Here is a 22554-nt window from a genome sequence, read left to right on the forward strand (position 1 = left end):
GGACAATATACTTTACAAAAAGCAACCACAACTTTTGGCGGAAGAAACTGGACTGCTTGGTTTTCTAAAGAAGTTAATCTAAGTGAAGGTCCGTACAAATTCCGTGGACTTCCCGGATTGATTTTCGAGGTCGGAGATAATAATGATAATTTCATTTTTAAACTCGTCAAAAGCATGAAGTTTCCCAAAACATACGAAACCAGATTTCTTGAAAGTTTTGCCGGGCAAAAACCAATTGCTGTCACAGAAAAAATCATCAGGAAAAAGCAATTAGAACTTTACAACAATCCGTTGCAGGATATTGCAGAAGCATTTAAATCTAACACCAATCCTGAAAATACTTTTTATGTAATGGGAGTGCAGATAAAAAGTTTAGACCAACTGAAAGGAATGTCTGATGAGAGAAGAAAAACAATGCTCAGAGAAAACAATCCGATCGAGATCGATAAAGCCGTAAACTATCCCGTAAAATAACCTATTAACTTCGTCGATTCGGCGGAGTTTTTGCTTTTTAAACGTACACAAAAACGTACAAAATGGCAACATCAGGCAACAGTATTTTTGAAAAATTTTCAAATTGGGCAACCAAATTTACAGGAAGTTCTTATGCCTTCATCGGTGCAACAGCAATTGTGGTAATCTGGGCAGTTTCCGGTCCGGTTTTTAATTATTCYGAAACATGGCAATTGGTTATCAATACAGGAACCACGATTATTACTTTTCTGATGGTTTTCCTGATTCAGAAATCTCAAAATAAAGATTCTAAAGCGATTCAGATCAAGTTAAACGAATTGATTGCTGCCAACGAAAAAGCAAGCAACCGGATTGTCGATATCGAAGATCTTACCGAAAAAGAACTCGATCAGTTACACTGCTATTATGAAAAGCTGGCAGATTTTGCAGAAGAAGATGAAGATATTCATGCATCACATTCTATAGATGCCGCCAAAAGAAATCAGGATTATAAACATGAGTCTTTTAAAAGGAAACATGAAGAATGGCTATCGAAACAGAAATAAAAGAAAGGAATCATCACGATCCTTTTGAATTAGAATAAAACTAAAGCCTTACAAAATCTGTAAGGCTTTAATTTATAATTTATCTCTTCATAAAATAATCAAAATAAGTACAGCTTCCCAAAAGTTCTCTTGCCGTTTCTGTATTTGAAAACTGAGATTTTAGCTGGGTAAAATAGGTTCTGTATTTCTGGTTTTTCAGATCACCCATTTGTTTTGCGTATGCGTCATTTTTCTCAGACCATTTCGGATCTGCATAATCAATATCGGCTTGATGTTTTGCTTCATACTGATAATAATTTCCCTGTTCTGCACTTGCCATCTGGAAAAGTATTCTCGCCTTCTGTTCTCTGTCGGCAGTCAGGTCAAATGCTTTTTTATAATAATTAATAGCTAAATCAAAATTATCAGGCTCAATGAATGTCGTGTAAGTGAAATTTTTATAATAATACTGATACGGATTTTGTTTTTCCGTTGCCCAGAAATCGTATTTTCCTCCGTTGCTGTTGTCAACATCCATTACGAAAAGCTGTCTGTAATATCCTAAAATCGAAGTGTTGTACAAAACATTTCCGATAAGCTGATTGGCTTGAGCGGCTTTCACATCTTTTCCGTTTCCTGTTTTTTTAAGCTGAACCAATGCTTCGGCTAACTCAAGCTTATTCATTTTGGCTTTAATGAAAGGGAAGGCAGAATAATCTTCAGCTTTCATGCTTTCCGAATCAGAACTTTGGAAACTTTCCCAAACATTGTGTCCGAAAACCAAATTCGGAATATTGTTGTACCCGTCATAATTTTCTCCATTGTAAACCAGTTTTTCATAATTGCCGGTTTCGGGATTGTATCTTTCGTAGTTCTCTCTCGGAATTCCCGAGAACTTCAATGCTTTTTGATAATATGATTTGGCTTTGTCAAAATCAGCCAGTCTCATCGCTCTGTCACCATAAATATTGGCAAAAAACGCATCAATATTTCCTACATTATCAAGGTTTTTAGCAATGATTTGTTGCTCAAACTGTGTCTTATTCGGTTTTCTGTAAAACTCTTCAACACTTTTCACCAAACTTGAATTCGGGTTGTATTGCAAATCGGAAAGCTTATTATTCATCAGGAAAGATTTTCCGTCTTCACCTTGAAGGAAATAGCGGTTTGCCAAAACATCCTTCAGGAAATCTGCAGTTGACGGGGCTTCACCGTAATAATCGTAATTATCATCTTCAATCAAGATACTATCTCTTTTTTGTTTTTTTTCAACAAAATATTCAGCATAATTTTTCATTAAATGATCTTCGTAATCCGCATCAATTTTGGGTTGAGAAACAATATCGTTCAAGACCTTCATTCTCTTGATCTCTTCAAGATATTCAGGATTACTGGTTTTTATATCTGCTAAAATATCACTGCTTTCTTCGTAATCTTTTTTAAGGAATTTCAAATAAGCATCGGCAATCTGCCAATATTCATCTTTTGATTTCTCTTTGGTTTTTGCGGTAAATTTTTCAAGGTCTTCCAAAAAGTCTTTCTGATTTTGATCTTCAGACCAGTAATAAGAATTGTTTTTTACAAAGGTTGGAATCCTGTCCGGGTTTTCAAACAATTCATCATTGCTTTGGTCGGCTTTGTCATTTGTTTTATCAGATTTTTTTCCGCCGAAAAGATTTTTAAAGAAAAGAACAATTTTCTGCCAGAAACTCAATTCCTTTTTCTTGACTTCTGTCTTTTCAGTTGTCGTTGTATTATCTTTTTTGCTTGAATTTTTATCTGAATCTTTCGAAGCATAATAATAGGTCGGAAGATAATTTCTTTCAAGCTCATTGATGCTTCTTGCCGCCATTACTTTCAGAATTTCGGAATCGGGATCAATGTCGTACATTTTTTCCATCATCGGAATGGGGTTGGTAAAATCTTCATATCCCAAAAGAAAATACGCCATATTTTTTTCTTCATTCGTCCCGGCTCTTTTCATAATATTATTGAAAGAAGCGGTGTCTGAAAGTTTCATTGAAATAAAAGAAGATTCTTTACGGCTTTTAGATTTCATAAAAACCTGAAAGAAATTCCAGTTGGCGTCACTTCCCATTTGCAAACCTCTCTGAGCTCCTGCCAATTGATCGAGCGCCATATAATAAGCAGCGCCTCTCAATTTAATGGGTTGAACATAGGTTTTGAAAGCCTGAACTGCCGAATCGTAGTTTCTTGTATAATGATTGAATCTCACCAGTTGATAACCGTATCGCTGCTTGATTTCAGGGTTTTTTGCTGCGTTGTATAATGAGGTTAGAGCAGAAATTGTTTTGCTGTAATCTAATTGAGTTGCATTTTTATCACTTTCATTCTCACGGTAATAAAAAGAATCCGGACTTTCTACATAATTGATTTTCATGTAAGGCTCCAGATATTTAGCTTCAATTAAATAATCGATCGCTTCACGATACTTTGTATAAAAACCAGAACCTAATTTTTTTAAGAACTGATTGCCGGGATTTCCTTTTTTTAAATCATTCAAATCTGCCATCGGAATTTTATTGACCAGATAATTGGTTTCGGTATAGCTGATCTGATTGCCGAAAAATTTCCTCCAGGATTCTATGTTTTCGTCAGGAATCTGTGAAGGATTGTAGTTGGTGTAAAACCGGTCAGAATAATTATGTAAAAAAGGGAGATAAGATTTGTCTTTGATGATGCTTTGCGTGAAAAGATTAAAATAGTCATGATCAGGATCTGACCAAGCGCAAGCTTCGGTTTTGGTGTAGAAAAGCGATGCTACAGCAATGCTTAAGATATACTTTTTCATATTAATTTTGGTGTTTTGCTTGTTTTTATGATAATTTTCAGAGCCTTGTCAAGGTTTAAAACCTTGACAAGGCTTCTTCAATAATTTTAAAATTTCATCTGTGAAAATCTGTGTAATCAGTGGGAATTATTTTTCTCCCGCAGATTACACAGATTTTCACAGATTTTTAATTTATGCATACTTGAAAACTTCCATCATCTATCATCCAGCTTCCATCAGAAAATCCTACCTTCTACAAATTTACTATCTAATTGATAATAAATAATGTTATAAGTGTCTATTTTTTTATCTAAAAACTGGATCGCATTTTCCAGCTGGTCTTCAGAAATTTCTTCCACTTTTATTTTAAAGCCTTTGCTGAGAAAGTTCCCGAAATAAAACCCGTCTTTTAAAATTTCAACTTCATTTTCCGAAATCTTTTTAAAATCAGGATTATTTAAATCTTTTACAGAAAGTGCATTGATGAGTTTGTGTTTTCCTAAATGATTGGTGACAATTCCCCACGAATAAATCGGAAGAGCCACTTCAATTTTTTTTATCGGATAATCTTCCAGCTTTGATAAATAGCTTTTCATAATATTCAAATCTAAAATTGAATTTTTATCTGAATTTTCCAAAGGCGAAGAAGTAGAATAGCACATCAGATACACTTTTTCAACAGGCGGAATTCCCGTTTTATTTTTATCTTTTACCTGATGAAGCCTTAAAGTGCAGGTAATTTCTTTTTGTGAAGTCTTTTTTAGCTGTTTTAAAAATTCAAAATAATCATCCTTGGTTCCGGCCGTCCAGTCGCAGTCGATTTGAATTTCGTTATTTATTTTTAATTGAAACTCTTTGGCTTTCTTTTGAATGAGTTGATGAATGCTTTCCGCCAGAAAACGGATTTCTTCTTTTTTGATATATAAAAAAGTCTGGTTCGTTATAAAAACTGTCGGAACGATCTTTTTGTCTGTTTCAAAGCTTTTGTCTTTAGTAATGACTGCAACAGGCTGAAATTTTCCGCCTGCTTTATCAACATCAAAAAAACGGGTGTATAAAAACGGGTTTTTCGATTCTTTTAGCGTCTTTTTTTCGGTTTCATTTAGTTTAAGATTCGTTTTCCAATAGTAAAATGAATAAGGATGTTTCTGTTTTTGGTTACATGAAATCACCAAAAGAACGGCAAAAAGAAGTTGTAAAACCTTCATTATTTATAAAGGATACTTTCGCAATTACAGTTCATCTCTGCCATTTCAGAAACGGGGCAGCAATCGTCAGACTTTTTTATATTTCCTTTTTCGTCGGTAAGATAAATTTTTTCTTTATTAAATTTCACATAAAATGTTTCGTTATACGTTTTGAAATGCACCTTCATCACTTTAGGATTGTATTTTCCGGCATTCATCTCTTCTTTGGTTTCTTTTCCGTCAGCCTGATTGATTTGAAGAAAGCCAAAATGTACGTTTCCGTTTTTCTTTACATCTAAATAATAAGCAGGTGTTCCGGATCCGCTTGCTCCGTCTTCTATATTAAAATCTCTTTTTCCGGTAAACGGAAGTGTAGTCTGTGCAAAAGAAATGACTCCGAAGAATAAAATGATTGTGGTGAAAATGTTTTTCATATTACTTTTTTCTCAAAATTAAAAAATTTATTCAGAAGAAATGCTTTTCAAAATCTGTGCAAATCTCTAAATGATTAAAAATCAAAATATTTTGCAGGAAATATTTGTCAAATTAAATTTTATTCATAAATTTGCACACTCATTTTAGGGGAGGAGTATGCCTAATTCAAACTTAGTAATTACTTGAGCGCCCGAAAAATGACAGTGAACCCAAGAAAATTTTATAACATATTATATAAATAATGTCAGGTATTATTGGTAAAAAAATCGGTATGACATCTTTGTTTGACGAAGCAGGGAAGAATATTCCTTGTACAGTTATTCAAGCTGGTCCATGCTCGGTTTTACAGGTCAGAACCATTGAAAAGGACGGGTACAAATCTGTTCAGTTAGGTTTCGATGACAAGAGTGAAAAGAACGTTGGTAAAGCGTTAGCTGGCCATTTTAAAAAGGCTGGTTCTGCTCCTAAAGCTAAGTTGGTAGAATTCTACAGAGAATTCGTAGACGAAGTAAAAGTAGGAGAAGAAGTAAAAGTTGATCTATTCCTGGAAGGTGAATATGTTGACGTAACAGGAACTTCAAAAGGTAAAGGTTTCCAGGGTGTTGTTAAAAGACACGGCTTTGGAGGTGTAATGCAAGCTACTCATGGTCAGCACAACAGACTTAGAGCTCCAGGTTCTATCGGTGCTGGATCGGATCCTTCGAGAGTATTCAAAGGAATGAGAATGGCAGGTAGAATGGGAGGTAAGCAGGTAACTGTACAAAACCTTCAAGTATTAAAAGTGGATCAAGAACAAAATCTTTTAGTAGTAAAAGGTGCTGTTCCGGGAGCTAAAAATTCTTATGTAATTATCAGAAAATGGAATTAGTAGTATTAAATACATCAGGAAAAGAAACCGGAAAAAAAGTAACTCTAGACGAATCTATCTTCGGAATTGAGCCAAACAAGCACGCGGTTTACTTAGAAGTTAAACAGTACCTTGCAGCACAAAGACAAGGAACTCATAAATCAAAAGAAAGAAGCGAAATTACTGCTTCTACTAAAAAACTTAAGAAGCAAAAAGGATCTGGTTCTGCTAGATACGGTGATATTAAATCTCCAACTTTCAGAGGTGGGGGTAGAGTATTCGGTCCTAAGCCAAGAGACTATAGATTCAAATTGAACAAAGCTCTTAAGAGATTAGCTAAAAAATCTGTTCTTTCTCAAAAAATGAGAGATAACAGCATCAGAATTGTAGAAGGTTTGAGCATTGCTGCTCCTAAAACTAAAGATTTCATCACGGTATTGAATGCTTTGACATTGAACGATAAGAAGTCTTTATTCATTTTAGCTGATACAAACAAGAATGTGTATCTATCTTCAAGAAACTTACCTAAGACTAAGGTGATGAAATTCGACGAAATTTCTTCTTATGACCTAATCAACGCTGGTGAGATCGTTTTCTTAGAAGGTGCAGTTGAAAAATTCCAGGAAAATTTAAAGAAATAAATCATGTCACTAATTATTAAACCAGTTATTTCAGAAAAAGCAAACTATCTTACAGATTTAAGAGGTGCTTATTCTTTCTTAGTACAACCTAAGGCGAATAAAATCCAGATTAAAAATGCAATAGAGCAAGCTTACGGTGTGAAAGTAGCAGACGTTAGAACCATGATTTATGCGCCTAAAGTTTCTTCGAAATACACGAAAAAAGGTCTTCAAGTAGGAAAGACAAACAAATTGAAAAAAGCGGTTATCACTCTTGCTGAAGGGGAAGTAATCGATATTTTTGCTGTAAATTAATTATTAATTATAAATAATAGTAATGTCTGTTAGAAAATTAAAACCTATCACCCCAGGACAGAGATTCAGAATTGTAAACAATTTTGAGGAAATTACTACCAACAAACCAGAGAAATCTCTTACCGTTGGTATTAAAAAGTCAGGTGGACGTAACCAAACTGGTAAAATGACCATGCGTTACACCGGAGGTGGACACAAAAAGAAATACAGAATTATCGACTTCAAAAGAAACAAACATGATGTTGAAGCAACGGTAAAAACTGTAGAGTACGATCCAAACAGAACTGCTTTCATCGCTTTAGTGGAGTATGCAGACGGAGAGAAGAGATATATCATCGCTCCAAACGGAATCAAAGTTGACCAAAAAATTATTTCTGGCGAAAGCGTAGAGCCGAACATCGGTAACGCAATGAAATTGAAAAACATTCCATTGGGTACTGTAATTTCTTGTATTGAAATGAAGCCTGGTCAAGGTGCTATTTTAGCAAGAAGTGCTGGTTCTTCAGCTCAGTTGACTTCAAGAGACGGAAAATATGCAATCATTAAATTGCCTTCAGGAGAATCTAGAATGATCCTTACTGAGTGTTATGCAATGATTGGATCTGTATCTAACTCTGATCACCAGTTAACTGTATCTGGTAAAGCTGGTAGAAGCAGATGGTTAGGTAGAAGACCTAGAACAAGAGCAGTTGTAATGAACCCTGTAGATCACCCAATGGGAGGTGGTGAAGGACGTTCTTCTGGAGGTCACCCAAGATCTAGAAACGGTAAGCCATCTAAAGGTTACAAAACTAGAAAGAAAAACAAAGTGTCTAACCGTTACATCGTATCTAAAAGAAAATAATTATGGCAAGATCACTTAAAAAAGGACCATTCATTCATCATACTTTAGATAAGAAGGTTCAGGCAAATATAGAGTCTGGTAAGAAGACAGTTATCAAAACTTGGTCTAGAGCATCGATGATCTCTCCGGACTTCGTAGGACAGACTATCGCTGTACACAACGGGAAATCTTTTATCCCGGTTTACGTTACAGAAAACATGGTAGGTCACAAGTTAGGCGAATTTTCTCCAACAAGATCTTTCAGAGGTCATGGTGGTAACAAAAACAAAGGAAGCAGATAATCATGGGATCAAGAAAAAGAGAAAGTGCATTAGCACGTAAATTAACAAATCAGGATGTAGCGAAAGCGTTGCACAATGATTGCCCGTCTTCTCCAAGAAAAATGAGATTAGTAGCTGATATCATCAGAGGAGTAGAAGTAGAAAAAGCTTTAAGCATTCTAAAATATTCTAAAAAAGATGCGTCAAACAAATTGGAGAAAGTTCTTCTTTCTGCAATGGCAAACTGGCAAACTAAAAACGAAGGTGCTGATATTGAAGAAGCAAACCTTATCGTTAAAGAAATTTTTGTAGACAGTGCAAGACAATTGAAGAGACTAAGACCAGCTCCGCAAGGTAGAGGGTACAGAATCAGAAAAAGATCAAACCACATTACACTAATCTTAGGAACAAAAGAAAATTAATTCAAGGTATGGGACAGAAGACAAATCCAATTGGTAACAGATTAGGTATCATCAGAGGATGGGATTCTAACTGGTTTGGCGGAAACGATTATGGAGACAGAATCGCGGAAGACTACAAAATCAGAAGATACCTTGAAGCAAGATTATCTAAAGGTGGGATTTCAAAAATCTATATTGAAAGAACACTAAAATTAGTAACAGTTACAATCACTACTGCAAGACCGGGACTTATCATCGGTAAAGGAGGTCAGGAAGTTGATAAACTGAAAGAAGAGTTGAAAAAATTGACTAAAAAGGATATTCAGATCAACATCTTCGAAATCAAAAGACCTGAGCTAGATGCAGTATTGGTTGCAGACAGCATTGCTAAGCAAATCGAAAACAGAATCTCTTACAGAAGAGCTGTGAAGATGGCAATCGCTTCTACCATGAGAATGGGTGCTGAAGGTATCAAAGTTCAGATCTCTGGTAGATTAAACGGAGCTGAAATGGCAAGATCTGAGTCTTTCAAAGACGGAAGAATTCCATTGTCTACTTTCAGAGCAGATATCGATTACCACATCGGTGAAGCGCTTACTCAATACGGAAAGTTAGGGGTAAAAGTTTGGATTATGAAAGGTGAAGTTTATGGTAAAAGAGAACTTTCTCCATTAGTAGGACAACAGAAAAAAGCACCAGCTGGAGGTAGAGGTGAGAGAAATGACAGAGGTGGTGATAGAAAACCAAGAAGAAATAATAACAACAATAACTAAAATTTTAGATAGAAATTTTGAATTTTAAATTACCGTTACTTTTTTAAAATAGAAAAATCTAAAATCTAAAATCTAAAATCTAAAAATTTAGAAATTTATGTTACAACCAAAAAGAACCAAATTCCGTAGAGTTCATAAGATGAAAATGAAGGGGATTGCTCAGAGAGGTAATCAACTTGCTTATGGTACTTTCGGAATCAAAGCTACAGAAGGAGCTTGGATCACGGCAAGACAAATTGAAGCAGCTCGTATCGCTGCGACAAGATATATGAAGAGAGAAGGTCAACTATGGATCAAAATATTCCCGGATAAGCCAATTACCAAAAAACCAGCCGAAGTACGTATGGGTAAAGGTAAAGGTGCTGTGGAATATTGGGTAGCTGTAGTAAAACCAGGTAAAATTATGTTCGAAGTTGGAGGTGTACCTTACGAGATCGCTAAGGAAGCTCTTAGACTTGCTGCACAAAAATTACCGGTAGTTACCAAATTTGTAGTTGCAAACGATTTTGTTAAACCTCTTTAATCTCTGAATACAATGAAACAAGCTGAAATTAAAAATCTAAGCCTTGAAGATGTTCAAGCTAAATTGGCTGAAGCTAAAGCTGAATTCACAAAAATGAAATTGGCTCACAAAATCAGCCCACTTGAAAATCCGATCCAGATCAGAGATTTAAGAAAAACAATCGCAAGATTAAACACTGAGTTAACTAACAAACAATAATATTCCTTTTTACAATGGATAGAAATTTAAGAAAAGAAAGAATCGGAGTGGTTTCCAGCAATAAAATGGAAAAAACTATTGTTGTTAGCGAAACTACAAGAGTAAAACACCCGATGTACGGTAAATTCGTTTTGAAAACGAAAAAATATACTGCACATGACGAGAACAACGAATGCAACGAAGGAGATACAGTTTTAATTTCTGAAACTAGACCTTTAAGCAAGAGTAAGAGATGGAGATTAGTAAGAATCATTGAAAAAGCTAAGTAATAATGTTACAAACAGAATCAAGATTAAAAGTTGCTGATAACACAGGTGCAAAAGAAGTACTAGTTATTAGAGTTCTGGGAGGAACCAGAAGAAGATATGCTTCAGTTGGTGATAAAATCGTTGTTACGATCAAAGATTCTACACCATCAGGAAACGCTAAAAAAGGTCAGGTATCTAAAGCTGTAGTAGTAAGAACTAAAAAAGCAGTAAGAAGAAAAGATGGTTCATACATCAAATTCGAAGACAATGCTTGTGTATTACTAAACGCAGCGGGAGAAATGAGAGGAACACGTGTTTTCGGACCGGTTGCTCGTGAGTTGAGAGACAAAGAATATATGAAAATCATTTCATTAGCTCCTGAAGTTTTATAATAATTTTAAATTGTGAATTTTAAATTATAGATTATTTGAAAAGTATTTTTCACCTAAAATCTAAAATCTAAAATCTAAAATCTCAAGAAGAATGTCAAAGTTAAAAATAAAAAGAGGAGATAACGTAATCGTAACTACCGGTAAGAAAGGTCTTAAAGGTAGTACTGGTGAAGTTATTGAAGTGATCAAAAAAGAAGGAAGAGACCCTAGAGTTATCGTTGCAGGCCTTAACATCGTTAAAAAACACGTTAAGCCTTCAGCTTCTAACCCTCAAGGAGGAATCACTGAGAAGGAAGCTTCTATTCATATCTCAAACGTAGCTTTAGTTGGTAAAGACGGAAAAGCTATCAAAATCGGTTACAAAATCGAAGGAGATAAGAAAGTAAGAATCAACAAAAAAACGGGTGAAACTTTATAATTTTAAATAACACATGGAATATATAGCAAGACCCAAAAAAGCATATAAAGAAACGATTGTTCCTGCAATGATGGAAGAATTCGGATACAAATCAGTAATGCAGGTACCAAGACTTGAGAAAATCATTTTATCTCAAGGTTTAGGAGACGCTACTGCTGATAAAAAAATCATCGATTATGCTGTAGAAGAGCTTACAAATATCACTGGTCAAAAGGCTGTTGGTACTATCTCTAAGAAAGATGAAGCTGCTTTCAAACTAAGAAAAGGTATGCCTGTAGGTGCTAAAGTAACTCTTAGAGCTACAAAAATGTACGAATTCTTAGACAGACTTACTTCTTCTGCTTTGCCACGTATCAGAGATTTTTCTGGTATCAAAGCTGATGGTTTCGACGGTAGAGGTAACTATAACTTAGGTATTACTGAGCAGATTATCTTCCCAGAGATCGTAATCGACAAGGTAAAGAAAATCCAAGGTATGGATATCACTTTCGTTACTACTGCGAAAACAGATAAAGAAGCTAAAGCATTATTAACTCACTTCGGTTTACCATTCAAAAAGAACTAAGAAATGGCTAAAGAATCAATGAAAGCGCGTGAGCGCAAAAGAGAAGCTACTGTAGCTAAATACGCTGAAAAAAGAAAAGCTCTTAAAGAAGCAGGTGATTATGAAGCACTTCAGAAATTACCTAAAAACGCTTCTCCGGTAAGACTACACAACAGATGTAAACTTACAGGTAGACCAAGAGGATACATGAGAACGTTTGGTATTTCCAGAGTAACTTTCAGAGAAATGGCAAACAACGGTCTTATCCCGGGAGTTAAAAAAGCTAGTTGGTAATAATTACTAATTAAAAAATCGGGACAATTAAGTTGTCGAGATACTAAAGAATAAAAATATCAGACCGAGGTTTTCTGAAGTCTGATATTTTAATCTTCAAGTCTTTTCAAAACTGATTGTTCTTTAACCAATAATTTAAAACAAAGAAATGGTAACAGATCCAATTTCAGATTTCCTAACAAGAGTAAGGAACGCACAAAGCGCAGGCCACAAAGTGGTGGAAATTCCTGCATCGAAAATCAAAAAGGAGATTACTAAGATTTTATTTGATCAAGGGTATATCTTAAACTACAAGTTTGAAGATAGCGCTGTTCAAGGAACAATCAAAATCGCTTTGAAGTACGATAAGCAAACCAACAAACCAGCTATCAAGTCTATCCAAAGAGCTTCTAGACCAGGTTTGAGACAGTACAAAGGTTCAGGAGAACTTCCAAGAGTACTAAACGGTTTGGGTATTTCTATCATCTCTACTTCTAAAGGAGTAATGACTGACAAGAAAGCTAGAGAAGAAAAAGTTGGCGGTGAAGTAATCTGCTATGTTTATTAATTTTTAATCAAAGGAAAATGTCAAGAATTGGTAAAGCAATTATAACAATTCCTGCTGGTGTTACAGTTTCTGAAAAAGAAGGTGTAGTTACAGTAAAAGGTCCTAAAGGAGAACTTTCTCAGGAGCTTACAGAAGGAATTACTATTGAGCAAAAAGATGGAGAACTTAACGTTAACAGACCATCTGAAGCTAAACAACACAAAGCACTTCACGGTTTATACAGAGCATTAATTGCTAATATGATCACAGGTGTTAATACAGGTTTCGAAAAGAAACTAGAATTAGTAGGGGTAGGATACAGAGCTTCACACGCAGGTCAAAAACTTGAGTTAGCTTTAGGATTCTCTCACGGTATCGTTTTAGAACTTCCTAGCGAAGTGAAAGTTGATACATTGACTGAAAAAGGTAAAAACCCAATTATTACTTTAACGTCTCACGACAACCAACTTCTAGGGATGGTAGCTGCAAAGATCAGATCTTTCAGAAAACCTGAGCCATACAAAGGAAAAGGTGTGAAATTCGTAGGAGAAATTGTTAGACGTAAAGCTGGTAAATCTGCTTAATAAAAATTAAGAAAATGGCACTAAGTAAATTAGAAAAAAGAATCAGAATCAAAAGAAGAGTAAGAGGAAAAATCTCTGGATCTTCTGAATTGCCAAGATTATCTGTATATAAGAGTAATAAGGAAATTTACGCTCAGTTAATCGACGATAAAGACGGAAAAACTTTAGCATCAGCTTCTTCTAGAGAAAAAGGTGTAGATGCTAACGGAACAAAAAGTGAAGTTTCTGCTGCTGTAGGTAAAGCAATCGCTGCTAAAGCTCTTGCTGCAGGAATTGAAAATATTGTATTTGATAGAAACGGATTCGTATACCACGGTAGAGTGAAAGCTCTTGCTGACGGTGCGAGAGAAGGAGGACTTAAATTCTAATCATTAAATTTCGGAAATATGTTAGGACTAGATAATATAGAAAGAGTAAAACCGGGAGGATTAGAACTTAAAGATCGTCTCGTAGCTGTTAATAGAGTAACAAAAGTAACTAAAGGAGGTAGAGCTTTCGGATTTTCTGCAATCGTTGTTGTAGGAGACGAAGCTGGTACTATCGGTTTTGGTTTAGGAAAATCTAAGGAAGTTGCTTCTGCTATTGCTAAAGCGGTAGAAGATGCTAAGAAAAACTTGGTAAAAGTTCCTGTAATGAACCACACGATTCCTCACCAGACTACTGCTAGATACGGTGGTGCAGATATCTTCTTAAGACCTGCTTCTCACGGTACAGGGCTTATCGCCGGTGGTGCGGTAAGAGCGGTATTAGAATCTGCAGGTATTCACGATATCCTTTCAAAATCTAAAGGATCTTCAAACCCTCACAATGTGGTAAAGGCAACTTTCAAAGCATTGCTAGACATCAGAAGACCAGAAGAAATTGCAAGAATGAGAGGAGTTTCTCTAACTAAAGTGTTTAACGGTTAATATTTAAAACAATGGCAACAATTAAAGTAAAGCAAGTAAGAAGCGCTATTGGTAGAACAAAAAACCAAAAGAGAACGCTTGAAGCATTAGGATTTAAGAAACTTCACCAAGTTGTAGAACACGAAGCTACGCCTTCTATCTTAGGAATGATAGCTACAGTTAGCCACTTACTTGAAGTTCAGAAATAATTAAAAAATTCAAAGATTAAAAGATTAAAAAATTCTTTCTATCTTAGGCGGAATTTTTAATCTTTAAATTATTAATCTTTAAATCAATAAAAAAAATGAATTTAAACAACATAAAGCCTGCTGCAGGTTCTACATTCAGTTCAAAAAGAATTGGTAGAGGACAAGGTAGTGGAAAAGGAGGTACTTCTACAAAAGGTCACAAAGGTCAGAAAGCAAGAGCTGGTTATTCTCAGAAAATCGGTTTCGAAGGAGGTCAGATGCCTTTACAGAGAAGATTACCTAAATTCGGATTCAAAAACGTAAACAGAAAAGAGTACAGAGGTATTAATCTTGATACAATCCAAATTTTAATTGAAAATAAATCTATCACAGGAGATATTACAAGAGAAGTTATGATTGAGAACGGATTAATCACTAAAAACGAATTAGTGAAAATTATGGGGAGAGGTGAATTGAAATCTGCGGTTTCAATTTCTGCGGACAAATTCACTAAATCTGCTGAAGAATTGATTTCTAAAGCAGGTGGAAAAGCAATTACCTTATAATAATTACTAATGAAAGAATTTATACAAACCCTCAAAAATATTTGGAGCCTTAAAGAATTGAGAGATAAAATTCTCTTCACTTTAGGTATTATCCTTGTGTATAGATTCGCATCTTTCATCTCACTTCCTGCGATTAACCTTGCAGAAGTAGGTGATCTCTTAGAGCATTATAAAAATCAAGGCGGTAACAAGCAAGGAGCAGGTCTCCTTGGCTTGCTTTCGTCGTTTACGGGAGGAGCTTTCAGCCACGCTTCCGTAATGGCGTTGGGTATCATGCCTTATATTTCTGCTTCTATTATTGTTCAGTTGATGGGGATGGCAATTCCTTATCTTCAGAAACTTCAGAAAGACGGAGAGTCTGGTAGAAACACATTGAATCAAATTACTAGATGGTTAACGATCGGGGTTTGTCTTGTACAGGCACCTTCTTATTTAACTTCTATTACTCAGTTGTTCTTACCTTACGCTCAATTCCAGTCTGCATATTTTGTAGACCCTAATTCTATTATGTTCTGGTTGCCAAGTATTGTAATCTTGGTGGCAGGTTCTGTATTTGCAATGTGGTTAGGTGAAAAAATTACTGACAAAGGTATCGGAAACGGTATTTCTATCCTTATTATGGTCGGAATTCTTTCAAGACTACCTGAAGCATTCGTACAGGAAATCGCAGTACAAAACGGAAAAGGAGGATTGGGTTCAATCATGATCCTTGTTGAAGTAATATTCTGGATGTTGGTGGTTCTTTTAGCAGTAGTACTATCTGTTGCGGTAAGAAAAATCCCTATTCAGTATGTAAGCAGAGCTCAGGCAAGAGGAGGTGTAAATAGAAATCTAATGCAGGGAGCAAGACAGTGGATCCCGTTGAAAGTAAACGCAGCCGGTGTAATGCCGATTATCTTTGCTCAGGCATTGATGTTCGTACCTGGTTTGTTGACCAAAGTAGACGAGTCTAATACTTTTCTTGCAGGTTTCAAGAATGTTTTCAGCTGGCAATACAACGTATTGTTTGCGCTATTGATCATTATCTTTTCATTTTTCTATACCGCAATTACAATTCCGGTAAACCAAATGGCCGATGATCTTAAGAGAAACGGTGGTTTGGTACCTAAAGTAAGACCCGGTAAAGAGACTGCTGATTACCTAGATGATATTTTATCAAAAATTACCTTGCCAGGTGCAATATTTTTGTCTATCTTTGCAGTCCTTCCGGCAATAGTGCATGGAAGTCTGGTTCAGACAGATGCGTTCGCCCTATTTTTCGGGGGAACTTCGTTGCTAATTATGGTTGGGGTAGTATTAGATACAGTTCAACAGATTAACACTTATCTGCTGAATCATCATTATGATGGCTTAATGCAGTCTAAATTATCAAGATCGACTGGATATTAATTTATGGCAAAACAAAAACATATCGAACAAGACGGCGTTATAACGGAAGCACTTTCGAACGCTCAGTTCCGTGTAGAGCTAGAAAATGGGCATGTGCTTATTGCTCATATCTCTGGCAAAATGCGTATGCATTATATTAAACTATTACCTGGTGATAAGGTAAAATTAGAAATGTCTCCTTACGATCTTTCGAAAGGGAGAATTACATTTAGATATTAAAACAAAACGCCAAATGGAATCCTCAGATCTCCATTTGGCTATTGTTGAAAATAAATATTTTCAAATAGAATCGTAGATTTTGTTTGATGATTGAAAAAATATAAATATTTCAAATGAAAGTTAGAGCATCAATTAAAAAAAGAAGTGCTGATTGCAAAATCGTTCGTAGAAAAGGCGTTCTATTTGTAATCAACAAGAAAAACCCAAAATTTAAACAAAGACAAGGCTAAATTATGGCGAGAATTTCAGGTATTGATTTACCAAAAAACAAAAGAGGTGTTATCGGTTTAACTTACATCTACGGAGTAGGAAGAAGTACTTCTTCTGAAATCCTTAAGGCTGCCGGTATCAGCGAAGACAAGAAAGTCAACGAATGGAATGACGATGAATTGGCTGCAATCAGAAACTATATCTCTGAAAACATTAAAGTAGAAGGAGAGCTTAGATCTGAAGTGCAATTGAACATCAAGAGATTGATGGACATAGGATGCCAACGAGGAATACGTCACAGACTAGGACTACCTTTAAGAGGCCAGAGAACGAAAAACAACTCTAGAACCCGTAAAGGAAAGAGAAAAACTGTTGCTAACAAGAAAAAAGCAAGTAAATAATCGTTAGGAATTATGGCAAAACAAACCAAAGTAGTTAAAAAAAGAAAAGTAAAAGTTGAAGCTATTGGTGAAGCGCATATTCAGGCTTCTTTCAATAACATCATCATTTCTTTAACAAATAAAAACGGAGAAGTTATCTCTTGGGCTTCTGCCGGTAAAATGGGATTCAGAGGGTCTAAAAAGAACACTCCTTTTGCTGCTCAAATGGCAGCAGAAAATTGCTCTACTGTAGCTCACGAAGCGGGTCTTAGAAGAGTAAAGGTGTATGTGAAAGGTCCAGGTGCAGGTAGAGAATCTGCCATCAGAACAATCCACAATTCAGGAATTGAAGTTAGCGAAATCATTGACGTGACTCCTATGCCACACAATGGATGTAGACCACCAAAAAGAAGAAGAGTATAATAAATTTTAGATTAAAAATTTTAAATTATAAATGTTTTCATTTTAAATCTAAAATCTAAAATCTAGAATCTAAAATCTTAAAGAAATTATGGCAAGATATATTGGACCTAAAACTAAGATTGCTAGAAAGTTTGGTGCTGCAATCTACGGGAAAAAGCACACAGAAGTAAAGGTGTAACAGGTGAAGTTCTATTACAGCTTTGCGAATCAAGATTGGATAACGTTGTATACAGATTAGGTTTTGCTAAAACAAGATCTGCAGCAAGACAGTTAACTTCTCACAGACACATCACTGTGAACGGAGAAATCCTTAACATCCCATCTTATTTAGTGAAAGCTGGTGATGTAATCGCTGTAAGAGAAAAATCTAAATCTCTAGAGGTTGTTTCTGATGCTTTGGCATCAAAAGCAAACTATGAGTGGTTACAATTCAACGACGAGAAAAAAGAAGGTACCTTCATTTCTGCTCCTGAGAGAATCCAAATCCCGGAAGACATCAAGGAACAGCTTATCGTCGAACTTTACTCTAAATAATTTTTTAATCAAATTTTTGCTCAACCCAACAATATGGCAATTTTACAATTCATAAAACCCGATAAAGTAATTCTACTTAACTCTGATGAATTTAAAGGTCAATTCGAATTTCGTCCTTTAGAACCAGGTTTCGGGCTTACAATCGGTAATGCTTTGAGAAGAGTGTTGCTTTCTTCTCTGGAAGGATACGCTATTTCATCTATCAAAATAGAAGGTGTAGAGCACGAATTTTCAACTATCCCTGGAGTAATCGAAGACGTTACCGAAATTATTCTTAACCTTAAACAGGTAAGACTAAAAGCTACAGCAGAAAACCAGGCTTCTGAGCAGGTTGTTGCTAAAGTTTCAGGTAAAACTGTAGTTACTGCAGGAGATTTAGGGCAGTCTATCAACGGATTTGAAATTTTGAATCCTGAGTTGGTGATCTGTAACCAAAACTCTGATGTTACTTTTGAAATCACGTTTAACATAGAAAAGGGAAGAGGGTACGTTCCTTCTGAACAAAACAAGTCAAACAATGCTCCTGTAGGAACTATTGCTATCGACTCTATCTTTACGCCGATCAAAAAAGTACAGTATAGTATTGAAAATTACCGTGTAGAGCAAAAAACAGACTACGAAAAACTTGTATTAGATATAGAAACTGATGGCTCAATCAGCCCTCAAAATGCTTTAACAGAAGCTTCTAAGATATTAATCTATCACTTCATGCTATTCTCTGATGAGAGAATCACGTTGGAGACTGAAGCAGTGAAAGCATCTATCCAATACGATGAAGAGACACTTCACACAAGACAATTACTTAAGTCTAAATTAGCAGATATGGATCTTTCTGTAAGAGCCTTAAACTGTCTAAAAGCGGCTGAAGTAGAAACTTTGGGTGAGCTTGTTTCTTATAGTAAGTCTGATTTGATGAAATTCAGAAATTTTGGTAAAAAATCTTTGACAGAACTAGAAGAATTGGTGCATTCAAAAGGTCTTAACTTCGGTTTCGACGTTGCAAAATATAAATTAGACGCTGATAATTAAAAAATAATGAGACACGGTAAAAAATTCAATCACTTAGGAAGAACGGCTTCTCACAGAAGCGCTTTACTTTCTAATATGGCTTGTTCTCTAATTGAGCATAAAAGAATCAACACTACTGTAGCTAAAGCTAAAGCTTTAAGAGTATACGTTGAGCCTCTATTGACTAAAGCAAAAGAAGATACTACTCACAACAGAAGAATTGTTTTCGCATATCTTCAAAATAAAGAAGCGGTTACTGAATTGTTCAGAACTGTAGCTCCGAAAATCGCTGAAAGAAACGGCGGTTATACGAGAATCATCAAAACTGGTTTCAGACCTGGTGATGCTGCAGATACTGCTTTGATCGAGTTGGTTGATTTCAACGAGCTTTACAATCCTAATGCTGAAGAGAAAAAGACTACAAGAAGAAGCAGAAGATCTACAACAGCTACTAAAAAAGAAGCTGTAGTTGCTGAAGCTCCTGTAGTAGAAGAAAAAGTAGAAGAGCCAAAAGCAGAAACTACTGATTCTACAGAAGAGAAAGCTGGAGAATAATAATATTCTTACAGATATATAAAAAACCGTTCAGATTTCTGAGCGGTTTTTTTGTTTCAAATGATTTTCAATTTGTTTTAAAATAACGTGAGTTCGGKATARGAATTATTTTAAATTATGARTTATTTGATTTAGTTCCTATCGCAAAGGCAAACAAAGTTTTCTTTAATATTCTATTTTTKKTTTTAAGATAAACTAAGCCGCTTCGCTTATCGAGGTAATACAAAATAGTATTTCATTGTTAAGTGTAACGCCTTTGTTTAACTTAAATATTTAAAGCTGTATTATTAAAACTCTTTGTTTAACATTGCGGTTAAAAATCTTAACCCGAATTCAGGTTAAAATAGATTTGAGGATTATAACAAAAGATCCCGTCGACTTGTGCAAATCGACAGGAGCTTTTAGAAAAAGCAGGCGTGCAATTTTAAAAAGCTAGCCTGCTTTTTACTTTTCGTTACTTAGCTTTTCCAAACTATACCAAAAGTAAGTTTTATATTTTAGTTTTTACAAGCTCAATAATATTTTCACCCTGATGTAAAATTAAGCTGTCGCCTTTTACGACCGCCTTCATATCTTCTTTCTCATAAGTAGTTTGATTAGGCTTTGCTTCTGTCTTGTCAAGGATAAAAGTTTTATTATTATTTCTTATAGAAATCGTCCTGTTATTAGGATCGTAATTAAAAACAACTTTTACAGGACTTCCGTCTGTTGCCTGATAGACAAAATCTGTCTTTACTGTTTTTGTTCCGTTTACACTCACATTATATGCAATTGTAGAATCTATGGCTCCGTTGTCAGCAAGAATTTCTGTATTGGCAGAATCAGATTTTATAATTCCTTTATTTCTTTCCTCAGATTTTTTGCAACTTGACAATGAAACCATTAAAATGCCGATCGATAAGATAAGTAGTTTTTTCATTCAGTATATTTTTGATAATATTAATTTAAATTAATTTCTTTATTGTGAAATTTTCTTTAAATTTAATAAAAACAAAAAACAAACCAATGACCCCGACTCAAAATCTTATTATTACACAAAAGTGTAATTGTTTCTGTGTTGTTTTCTGTTGAAATTTGATTTTACAAAAACAAAAAAAATGAGCATTTCTATCGCCATAGTAGAAGACGAAAAAAACTACAACAATACGTTGAAGAAAGTCATCGATTATCAAAATGACATGAAGGTCATTTCTCAGTTTTTTGACGGAAATGCTGCCCTGAAAAAATTGTCTGATGTTTCTCCGGATGTTGTGATGATGGATATCCAGCTTCAGGATATGCTCGGTATAGATATTATTGTAAAGCTGAAAAAAGAAATGCCAAAAACGCAATTCATCATGTGTACAAGTTTTGAAAATGATGAAATGATTTTTAATTCTTTAAAAGCCGGAGCAATGGGTTATCTCGTAAAAGGCGAAAGCATGGATAAAATTCTCAGTTCGATCCGAGATGTTTACAATGGCGGTGCTCCCATGAGTTTTTCGATTGCAAGAAAAGTTTTAGCCCATTTTGAAAAGAAAACGATAGAAATAAAAGACTTTGAAGATCTTACAAAACGCGAGACAGAAATTGTGGAGCTTTTGTCTCAAGGTCTTTTATATAAAGAAATTGCCGATCAAATATTTGTAAGCATTGATACCGTAAAAAAGCACGTCGGAAATATCTACAGAAAACTTCACGTAAACAATAAAGTGGAGGCTATTAATAAATTTAACCATTTTAAAAACTAAAAACATGGAAACAACTACACAGCAAAATGACCTGTCTGTAAATTTATCTAAGGATTATGTAGAAAACAAACCGGGAATGGAATTGATACGTATTCCAAAAGATGAAGCATTGAAGATGAAGGATAGCTTTAGACAAACAACAGCAAGATTGTTTGCAGCGAAAGAAATAAATTTTAAAGAATCTTATCCGATAAGTATTGATAATTTAGAAGATATGCTTTGGGTAGAAGAGCCTGATGTAGATAAATATGATGAAGTTCGCATTCACTTTACACACTACAAATCTGAGTTTATGCCGGATCATCCTGAACTTCAAAATTTCGAAAACTCTGTTTTATTGATTTATTCAAGAGCAAAAGAAAAAAAAGATATTGAGGAGTATTTTGTAATTTATTCTTTAAATAACCAGCTAAAAATAACCAAAGAAGAATATACTAAAATCACCGATAAGTTTACAGATATTTTTAGTACGAGAATTAATGACCGGGTTATCATTACTGAAAAAGGTTTCACAAGCTTTGTGATGATTCCGAGGATGGAGCTGCTTGCATATTATGCCAGAATCAAGCTTTATAATAACATTCATAGTGAGAATAAAATAAGACAAATAAATATATGTCTTGCAGAAGCGTTAGACAAGGAAGTATTAGATTCAATTATAGATGAAAAAGATAAAAGTAGTGATCCACAAGAACTTGAAGAAGCCAAAGAATTAAAAAAATTGAGAGATAAGGACTATATACCCAATCAATTAACAATCGTCTTTGATGCTGAAGCAGAAGATGGAAATCTTATTGAAAATATTTCTTATTATGACATGAACTCTCTTTGCCCAAACCAATGTCCTTAAACAGAATTTATGAAATTGTTGTTTTGATCAACTTTTTATATTCAGTTTACATTTGGGTATTCAAAGGAAAATCAAAACAACAATTCTATTTTTTTTTATATCTGCTATTGGTATTATTAGTAGACGTAATTCCTGTAAATTTTCCTGAATTAATAATATTTGAGAGAAATATAGCGTTTGTCGGGTTTATTTTACTGTCAGTACTTTATTTTGGACTCATATATTTTAAAACTTTTACCCATCCTTTTATAAAAATCACAAGCATGGTTTTTATGTTTGTTCTTATATTTTTTAACTTATATAAACTGATCACCCAAGATGTAAATCAGTTAGATTTTATTCATATTATTAGTCTGCCCATATTATTTATTTACTTTTCTATAGCATGGTATATTTATAAATTACGAAATGTAAATG

General features: G+C 34.8%; 35 protein-coding genes and 1 pseudogene. 32 read left to right on the forward strand and 4 right to left on the reverse strand.

What is annotated here, in order from left to right; genetic code table 11:
- Together AB4Y90_RS05675 and AB4Y90_RS05680 are read left to right on the forward strand one after the other, a co-directional pair.
- The coding region (locus AB4Y90_RS05675) for a GLPGLI family protein (protein WP_441556480.1) at positions 1–474 on the forward strand (474 nt) is incomplete at its 5' end.
- Between the two features lie 62 nt (positions 475–536).
- The gene (locus AB4Y90_RS05680) at positions 537–1019 is read left to right on the forward strand and encodes a low affinity iron permease family protein (RefSeq protein ID WP_441556481.1); all 483 of its coding nucleotides are present in this window, start codon (positions 537–539) and stop codon (positions 1017–1019) included.
- A 79-nt stretch (positions 1020–1098) separates the two neighbouring features.
- On the opposite strand, the gene AB4Y90_RS05685 is transcribed toward AB4Y90_RS05680, so the two are convergent.
- From AB4Y90_RS05685 to AB4Y90_RS05695, 3 genes are all read right to left on the reverse strand, one after another.
- Positions 1099–3810: a hypothetical protein gene (locus AB4Y90_RS05685; RefSeq protein ID WP_441556482.1), complete on the reverse strand. Its 2712-nt coding sequence runs from the start codon at positions 3808–3810 to the stop codon at positions 1099–1101.
- 215 nt (positions 3811–4025) lie between these two features.
- Positions 4026–4997: a hypothetical protein gene (locus AB4Y90_RS05690; RefSeq protein WP_441556483.1), complete on the reverse strand. Its 972-nt coding sequence runs from the start codon at positions 4995–4997 to the stop codon at positions 4026–4028.
- Positions 4997–5410: a hypothetical protein gene (locus AB4Y90_RS05695; RefSeq protein ID WP_441556484.1), complete on the reverse strand. Its 414-nt coding sequence runs from the start codon at positions 5408–5410 to the stop codon at positions 4997–4999. The genes AB4Y90_RS05690 and AB4Y90_RS05695 overlap by 1 nt, the downstream gene beginning before the upstream one ends.
- Before the next feature lie 242 nt (positions 5411–5652).
- Between AB4Y90_RS05695 and rplC the strand changes: the two genes are divergently transcribed.
- The 28 genes and pseudogenes from rplC to rplQ all read left to right on the forward strand — a co-directional run bounded on the left by rplC (position 5653) and on the right by rplQ (position 19557).
- The gene (gene rplC, locus AB4Y90_RS05700) at positions 5653–6279 is read left to right on the forward strand and encodes a 50S ribosomal protein L3 (protein WP_144283670.1); all 627 of its coding nucleotides are present in this window, start codon (positions 5653–5655) and stop codon (positions 6277–6279) included.
- Positions 6270–6899 carry a 50S ribosomal protein L4 gene (gene rplD, locus AB4Y90_RS05705; protein WP_441556485.1) on the forward strand — a complete coding sequence of 210 codons (630 nt, stop codon included), beginning with the start codon at positions 6270–6272 and terminating at the stop codon, positions 6897–6899. Before rplC ends, rplD begins: the two co-directional genes overlap by 10 nt.
- Positions 6900–6902: 3 nt before the next feature.
- A complete protein-coding gene (gene rplW, locus AB4Y90_RS05710) occupies positions 6903–7193 on the forward strand; it encodes a 50S ribosomal protein L23 (RefSeq protein WP_047442263.1) in 291 nt (96 codons plus the stop codon).
- Between the two features lie 22 nt (positions 7194–7215).
- Positions 7216–8037, forward strand: a complete 822-nt coding sequence (gene rplB / locus AB4Y90_RS05715; protein ID WP_441556486.1) for a 50S ribosomal protein L2 — start codon at positions 7216–7218, stop codon at positions 8035–8037.
- A gap of 2 nt (positions 8038–8039) precedes the next feature.
- Positions 8040–8318 (forward strand): 30S ribosomal protein S19, encoded by a 279-nt coding sequence (gene rpsS, locus AB4Y90_RS05720; protein WP_002983209.1) that lies wholly within the window; start codon positions 8040–8042, stop codon positions 8316–8318.
- Between the two features lie 2 nt (positions 8319–8320).
- On the forward strand, positions 8321–8719 hold the full coding sequence (gene rplV, locus AB4Y90_RS05725) for a 50S ribosomal protein L22 (RefSeq protein ID WP_209390004.1): 399 nt from the start codon (positions 8321–8323) through the stop codon (positions 8717–8719).
- Positions 8720–8727: 8 nt separating this feature from the next.
- Complete coding sequence (gene rpsC, locus AB4Y90_RS05730; protein ID WP_047482435.1) at positions 8728–9471, forward strand: 30S ribosomal protein S3; 744 nt, start codon at positions 8728–8730, stop codon at positions 9469–9471.
- A gap of 97 nt (positions 9472–9568) precedes the next feature.
- Positions 9569–9994 (forward strand): 50S ribosomal protein L16, encoded by a 426-nt coding sequence (rplP, locus tag AB4Y90_RS05735; protein ID WP_172284535.1) that lies wholly within the window; start codon positions 9569–9571, stop codon positions 9992–9994.
- 12 nt (positions 9995–10006) lie between these two features.
- On the forward strand, positions 10007–10192 hold the full coding sequence (rpmC, locus tag AB4Y90_RS05740; RefSeq protein ID WP_034678020.1) for a 50S ribosomal protein L29: 186 nt from the start codon (positions 10007–10009) through the stop codon (positions 10190–10192).
- Between the two features lie 14 nt (positions 10193–10206).
- On the forward strand, positions 10207–10461 hold the full coding sequence (rpsQ, locus tag AB4Y90_RS05745; RefSeq protein ID WP_034678021.1) for a 30S ribosomal protein S17: 255 nt from the start codon (positions 10207–10209) through the stop codon (positions 10459–10461).
- Positions 10462–10463: 2 nt separating this feature from the next.
- The gene (gene rplN, locus AB4Y90_RS05750; RefSeq protein ID WP_007839504.1) at positions 10464–10832 is read left to right on the forward strand and encodes a 50S ribosomal protein L14; all 369 of its coding nucleotides are present in this window, start codon (positions 10464–10466) and stop codon (positions 10830–10832) included.
- A gap of 91 nt (positions 10833–10923) precedes the next feature.
- A complete protein-coding gene (rplX, locus tag AB4Y90_RS05755; protein WP_062650905.1) occupies positions 10924–11250 on the forward strand; it encodes a 50S ribosomal protein L24 in 327 nt (108 codons plus the stop codon).
- Positions 11251–11263: 13 nt separating this feature from the next.
- Positions 11264–11815, forward strand: coding sequence for a 50S ribosomal protein L5 (gene rplE, locus AB4Y90_RS05760; RefSeq protein ID WP_408090355.1), 552 nt, complete (start codon positions 11264–11266; stop codon positions 11813–11815).
- A gap of 3 nt (positions 11816–11818) precedes the next feature.
- Positions 11819–12088, forward strand: coding sequence for a 30S ribosomal protein S14 (gene rpsN / locus AB4Y90_RS05765; protein WP_027383308.1), 270 nt, complete (start codon positions 11819–11821; stop codon positions 12086–12088).
- Between the two features lie 148 nt (positions 12089–12236).
- Positions 12237–12635, forward strand: a complete 399-nt coding sequence (gene rpsH, locus AB4Y90_RS05770; protein WP_116095828.1) for a 30S ribosomal protein S8 — start codon at positions 12237–12239, stop codon at positions 12633–12635.
- A gap of 17 nt (positions 12636–12652) precedes the next feature.
- The gene (gene rplF / locus AB4Y90_RS05775) at positions 12653–13198 is read left to right on the forward strand and encodes a 50S ribosomal protein L6 (protein ID WP_441556487.1); all 546 of its coding nucleotides are present in this window, start codon (positions 12653–12655) and stop codon (positions 13196–13198) included.
- A gap of 14 nt (positions 13199–13212) precedes the next feature.
- A complete protein-coding gene (gene rplR / locus AB4Y90_RS05780) occupies positions 13213–13566 on the forward strand; it encodes a 50S ribosomal protein L18 (RefSeq protein ID WP_055861790.1) in 354 nt (117 codons plus the stop codon).
- A gap of 18 nt (positions 13567–13584) precedes the next feature.
- Positions 13585–14106 carry a 30S ribosomal protein S5 gene (rpsE, locus tag AB4Y90_RS05785; protein WP_034678028.1) on the forward strand — a complete coding sequence of 174 codons (522 nt, stop codon included), beginning with the start codon at positions 13585–13587 and terminating at the stop codon, positions 14104–14106.
- A gap of 11 nt (positions 14107–14117) precedes the next feature.
- Positions 14118–14294: a 50S ribosomal protein L30 gene (rpmD, locus tag AB4Y90_RS05790; RefSeq protein ID WP_265427581.1), complete on the forward strand. Its 177-nt coding sequence runs from the start codon at positions 14118–14120 to the stop codon at positions 14292–14294.
- 95 nt (positions 14295–14389) lie between these two features.
- Positions 14390–14839: a 50S ribosomal protein L15 gene (gene rplO / locus AB4Y90_RS05795; RefSeq protein ID WP_408090361.1), complete on the forward strand. Its 450-nt coding sequence runs from the start codon at positions 14390–14392 to the stop codon at positions 14837–14839.
- A gap of 9 nt (positions 14840–14848) precedes the next feature.
- A complete protein-coding gene (gene secY / locus AB4Y90_RS05800) occupies positions 14849–16228 on the forward strand; it encodes a preprotein translocase subunit SecY (protein ID WP_408090363.1) in 1380 nt (459 codons plus the stop codon).
- A gap of 3 nt (positions 16229–16231) precedes the next feature.
- Positions 16232–16447, forward strand: a complete 216-nt coding sequence (gene infA, locus AB4Y90_RS05805; RefSeq protein WP_029297754.1) for a translation initiation factor IF-1 — start codon at positions 16232–16234, stop codon at positions 16445–16447.
- A 113-nt stretch (positions 16448–16560) separates the two neighbouring features.
- Positions 16561–16677 carry a 50S ribosomal protein L36 gene (gene rpmJ / locus AB4Y90_RS05810; protein WP_007839480.1) on the forward strand — a complete coding sequence of 39 codons (117 nt, stop codon included), beginning with the start codon at positions 16561–16563 and terminating at the stop codon, positions 16675–16677.
- Between the two features lie 3 nt (positions 16678–16680).
- Entirely contained in the window at positions 16681–17058 is a 378-nt protein-coding gene (gene rpsM / locus AB4Y90_RS05815; protein ID WP_074230970.1) for a 30S ribosomal protein S13, read from the forward strand.
- Positions 17059–17070: 12 nt separating this feature from the next.
- The gene (gene rpsK / locus AB4Y90_RS05820; protein ID WP_034678037.1) at positions 17071–17460 is read left to right on the forward strand and encodes a 30S ribosomal protein S11; all 390 of its coding nucleotides are present in this window, start codon (positions 17071–17073) and stop codon (positions 17458–17460) included.
- A gap of 88 nt (positions 17461–17548) precedes the next feature.
- A pseudogene (gene rpsD, locus AB4Y90_RS05825) lies at positions 17549–17994 on the forward strand (30S ribosomal protein S4).
- A 33-nt stretch (positions 17995–18027) separates the two neighbouring features.
- The gene (locus AB4Y90_RS05830) at positions 18028–19023 is read left to right on the forward strand and encodes a DNA-directed RNA polymerase subunit alpha (protein ID WP_047482432.1); all 996 of its coding nucleotides are present in this window, start codon (positions 18028–18030) and stop codon (positions 19021–19023) included.
- Between the two features lie 6 nt (positions 19024–19029).
- Positions 19030–19557 (forward strand): 50S ribosomal protein L17, encoded by a 528-nt coding sequence (gene rplQ, locus AB4Y90_RS05835; protein ID WP_441556488.1) that lies wholly within the window; start codon positions 19030–19032, stop codon positions 19555–19557.
- 490 nt (positions 19558–20047) lie between these two features.
- Here the strand turns inward: rplQ and AB4Y90_RS05840 are convergent, their stop codons facing one another.
- Positions 20048–20476, reverse strand: coding sequence for a hypothetical protein (locus AB4Y90_RS05840; protein WP_441556489.1), 429 nt, complete (start codon positions 20474–20476; stop codon positions 20048–20050).
- Positions 20477–20654: 178 nt separating this feature from the next.
- Between AB4Y90_RS05840 and AB4Y90_RS05845 the strand changes: the two genes are divergently transcribed.
- Together AB4Y90_RS05845 and AB4Y90_RS05850 are read left to right on the forward strand one after the other, a co-directional pair.
- Entirely contained in the window at positions 20655–21287 is a 633-nt protein-coding gene (locus AB4Y90_RS05845; protein WP_441556490.1) for a response regulator, read from the forward strand.
- 4 nt (positions 21288–21291) lie between these two features.
- Positions 21292–22137 carry a hypothetical protein gene (locus AB4Y90_RS05850; protein WP_441556491.1) on the forward strand — a complete coding sequence of 282 codons (846 nt, stop codon included), beginning with the start codon at positions 21292–21294 and terminating at the stop codon, positions 22135–22137.
- Positions 22138–22554 lie beyond the last annotated feature (417 nt).

It is taken from the genome of Chryseobacterium sp. 2TAF14, assembly GCF_052115105.1.
Classification (GTDB): domain Bacteria; phylum Bacteroidota; class Bacteroidia; order Flavobacteriales; family Weeksellaceae; genus Chryseobacterium.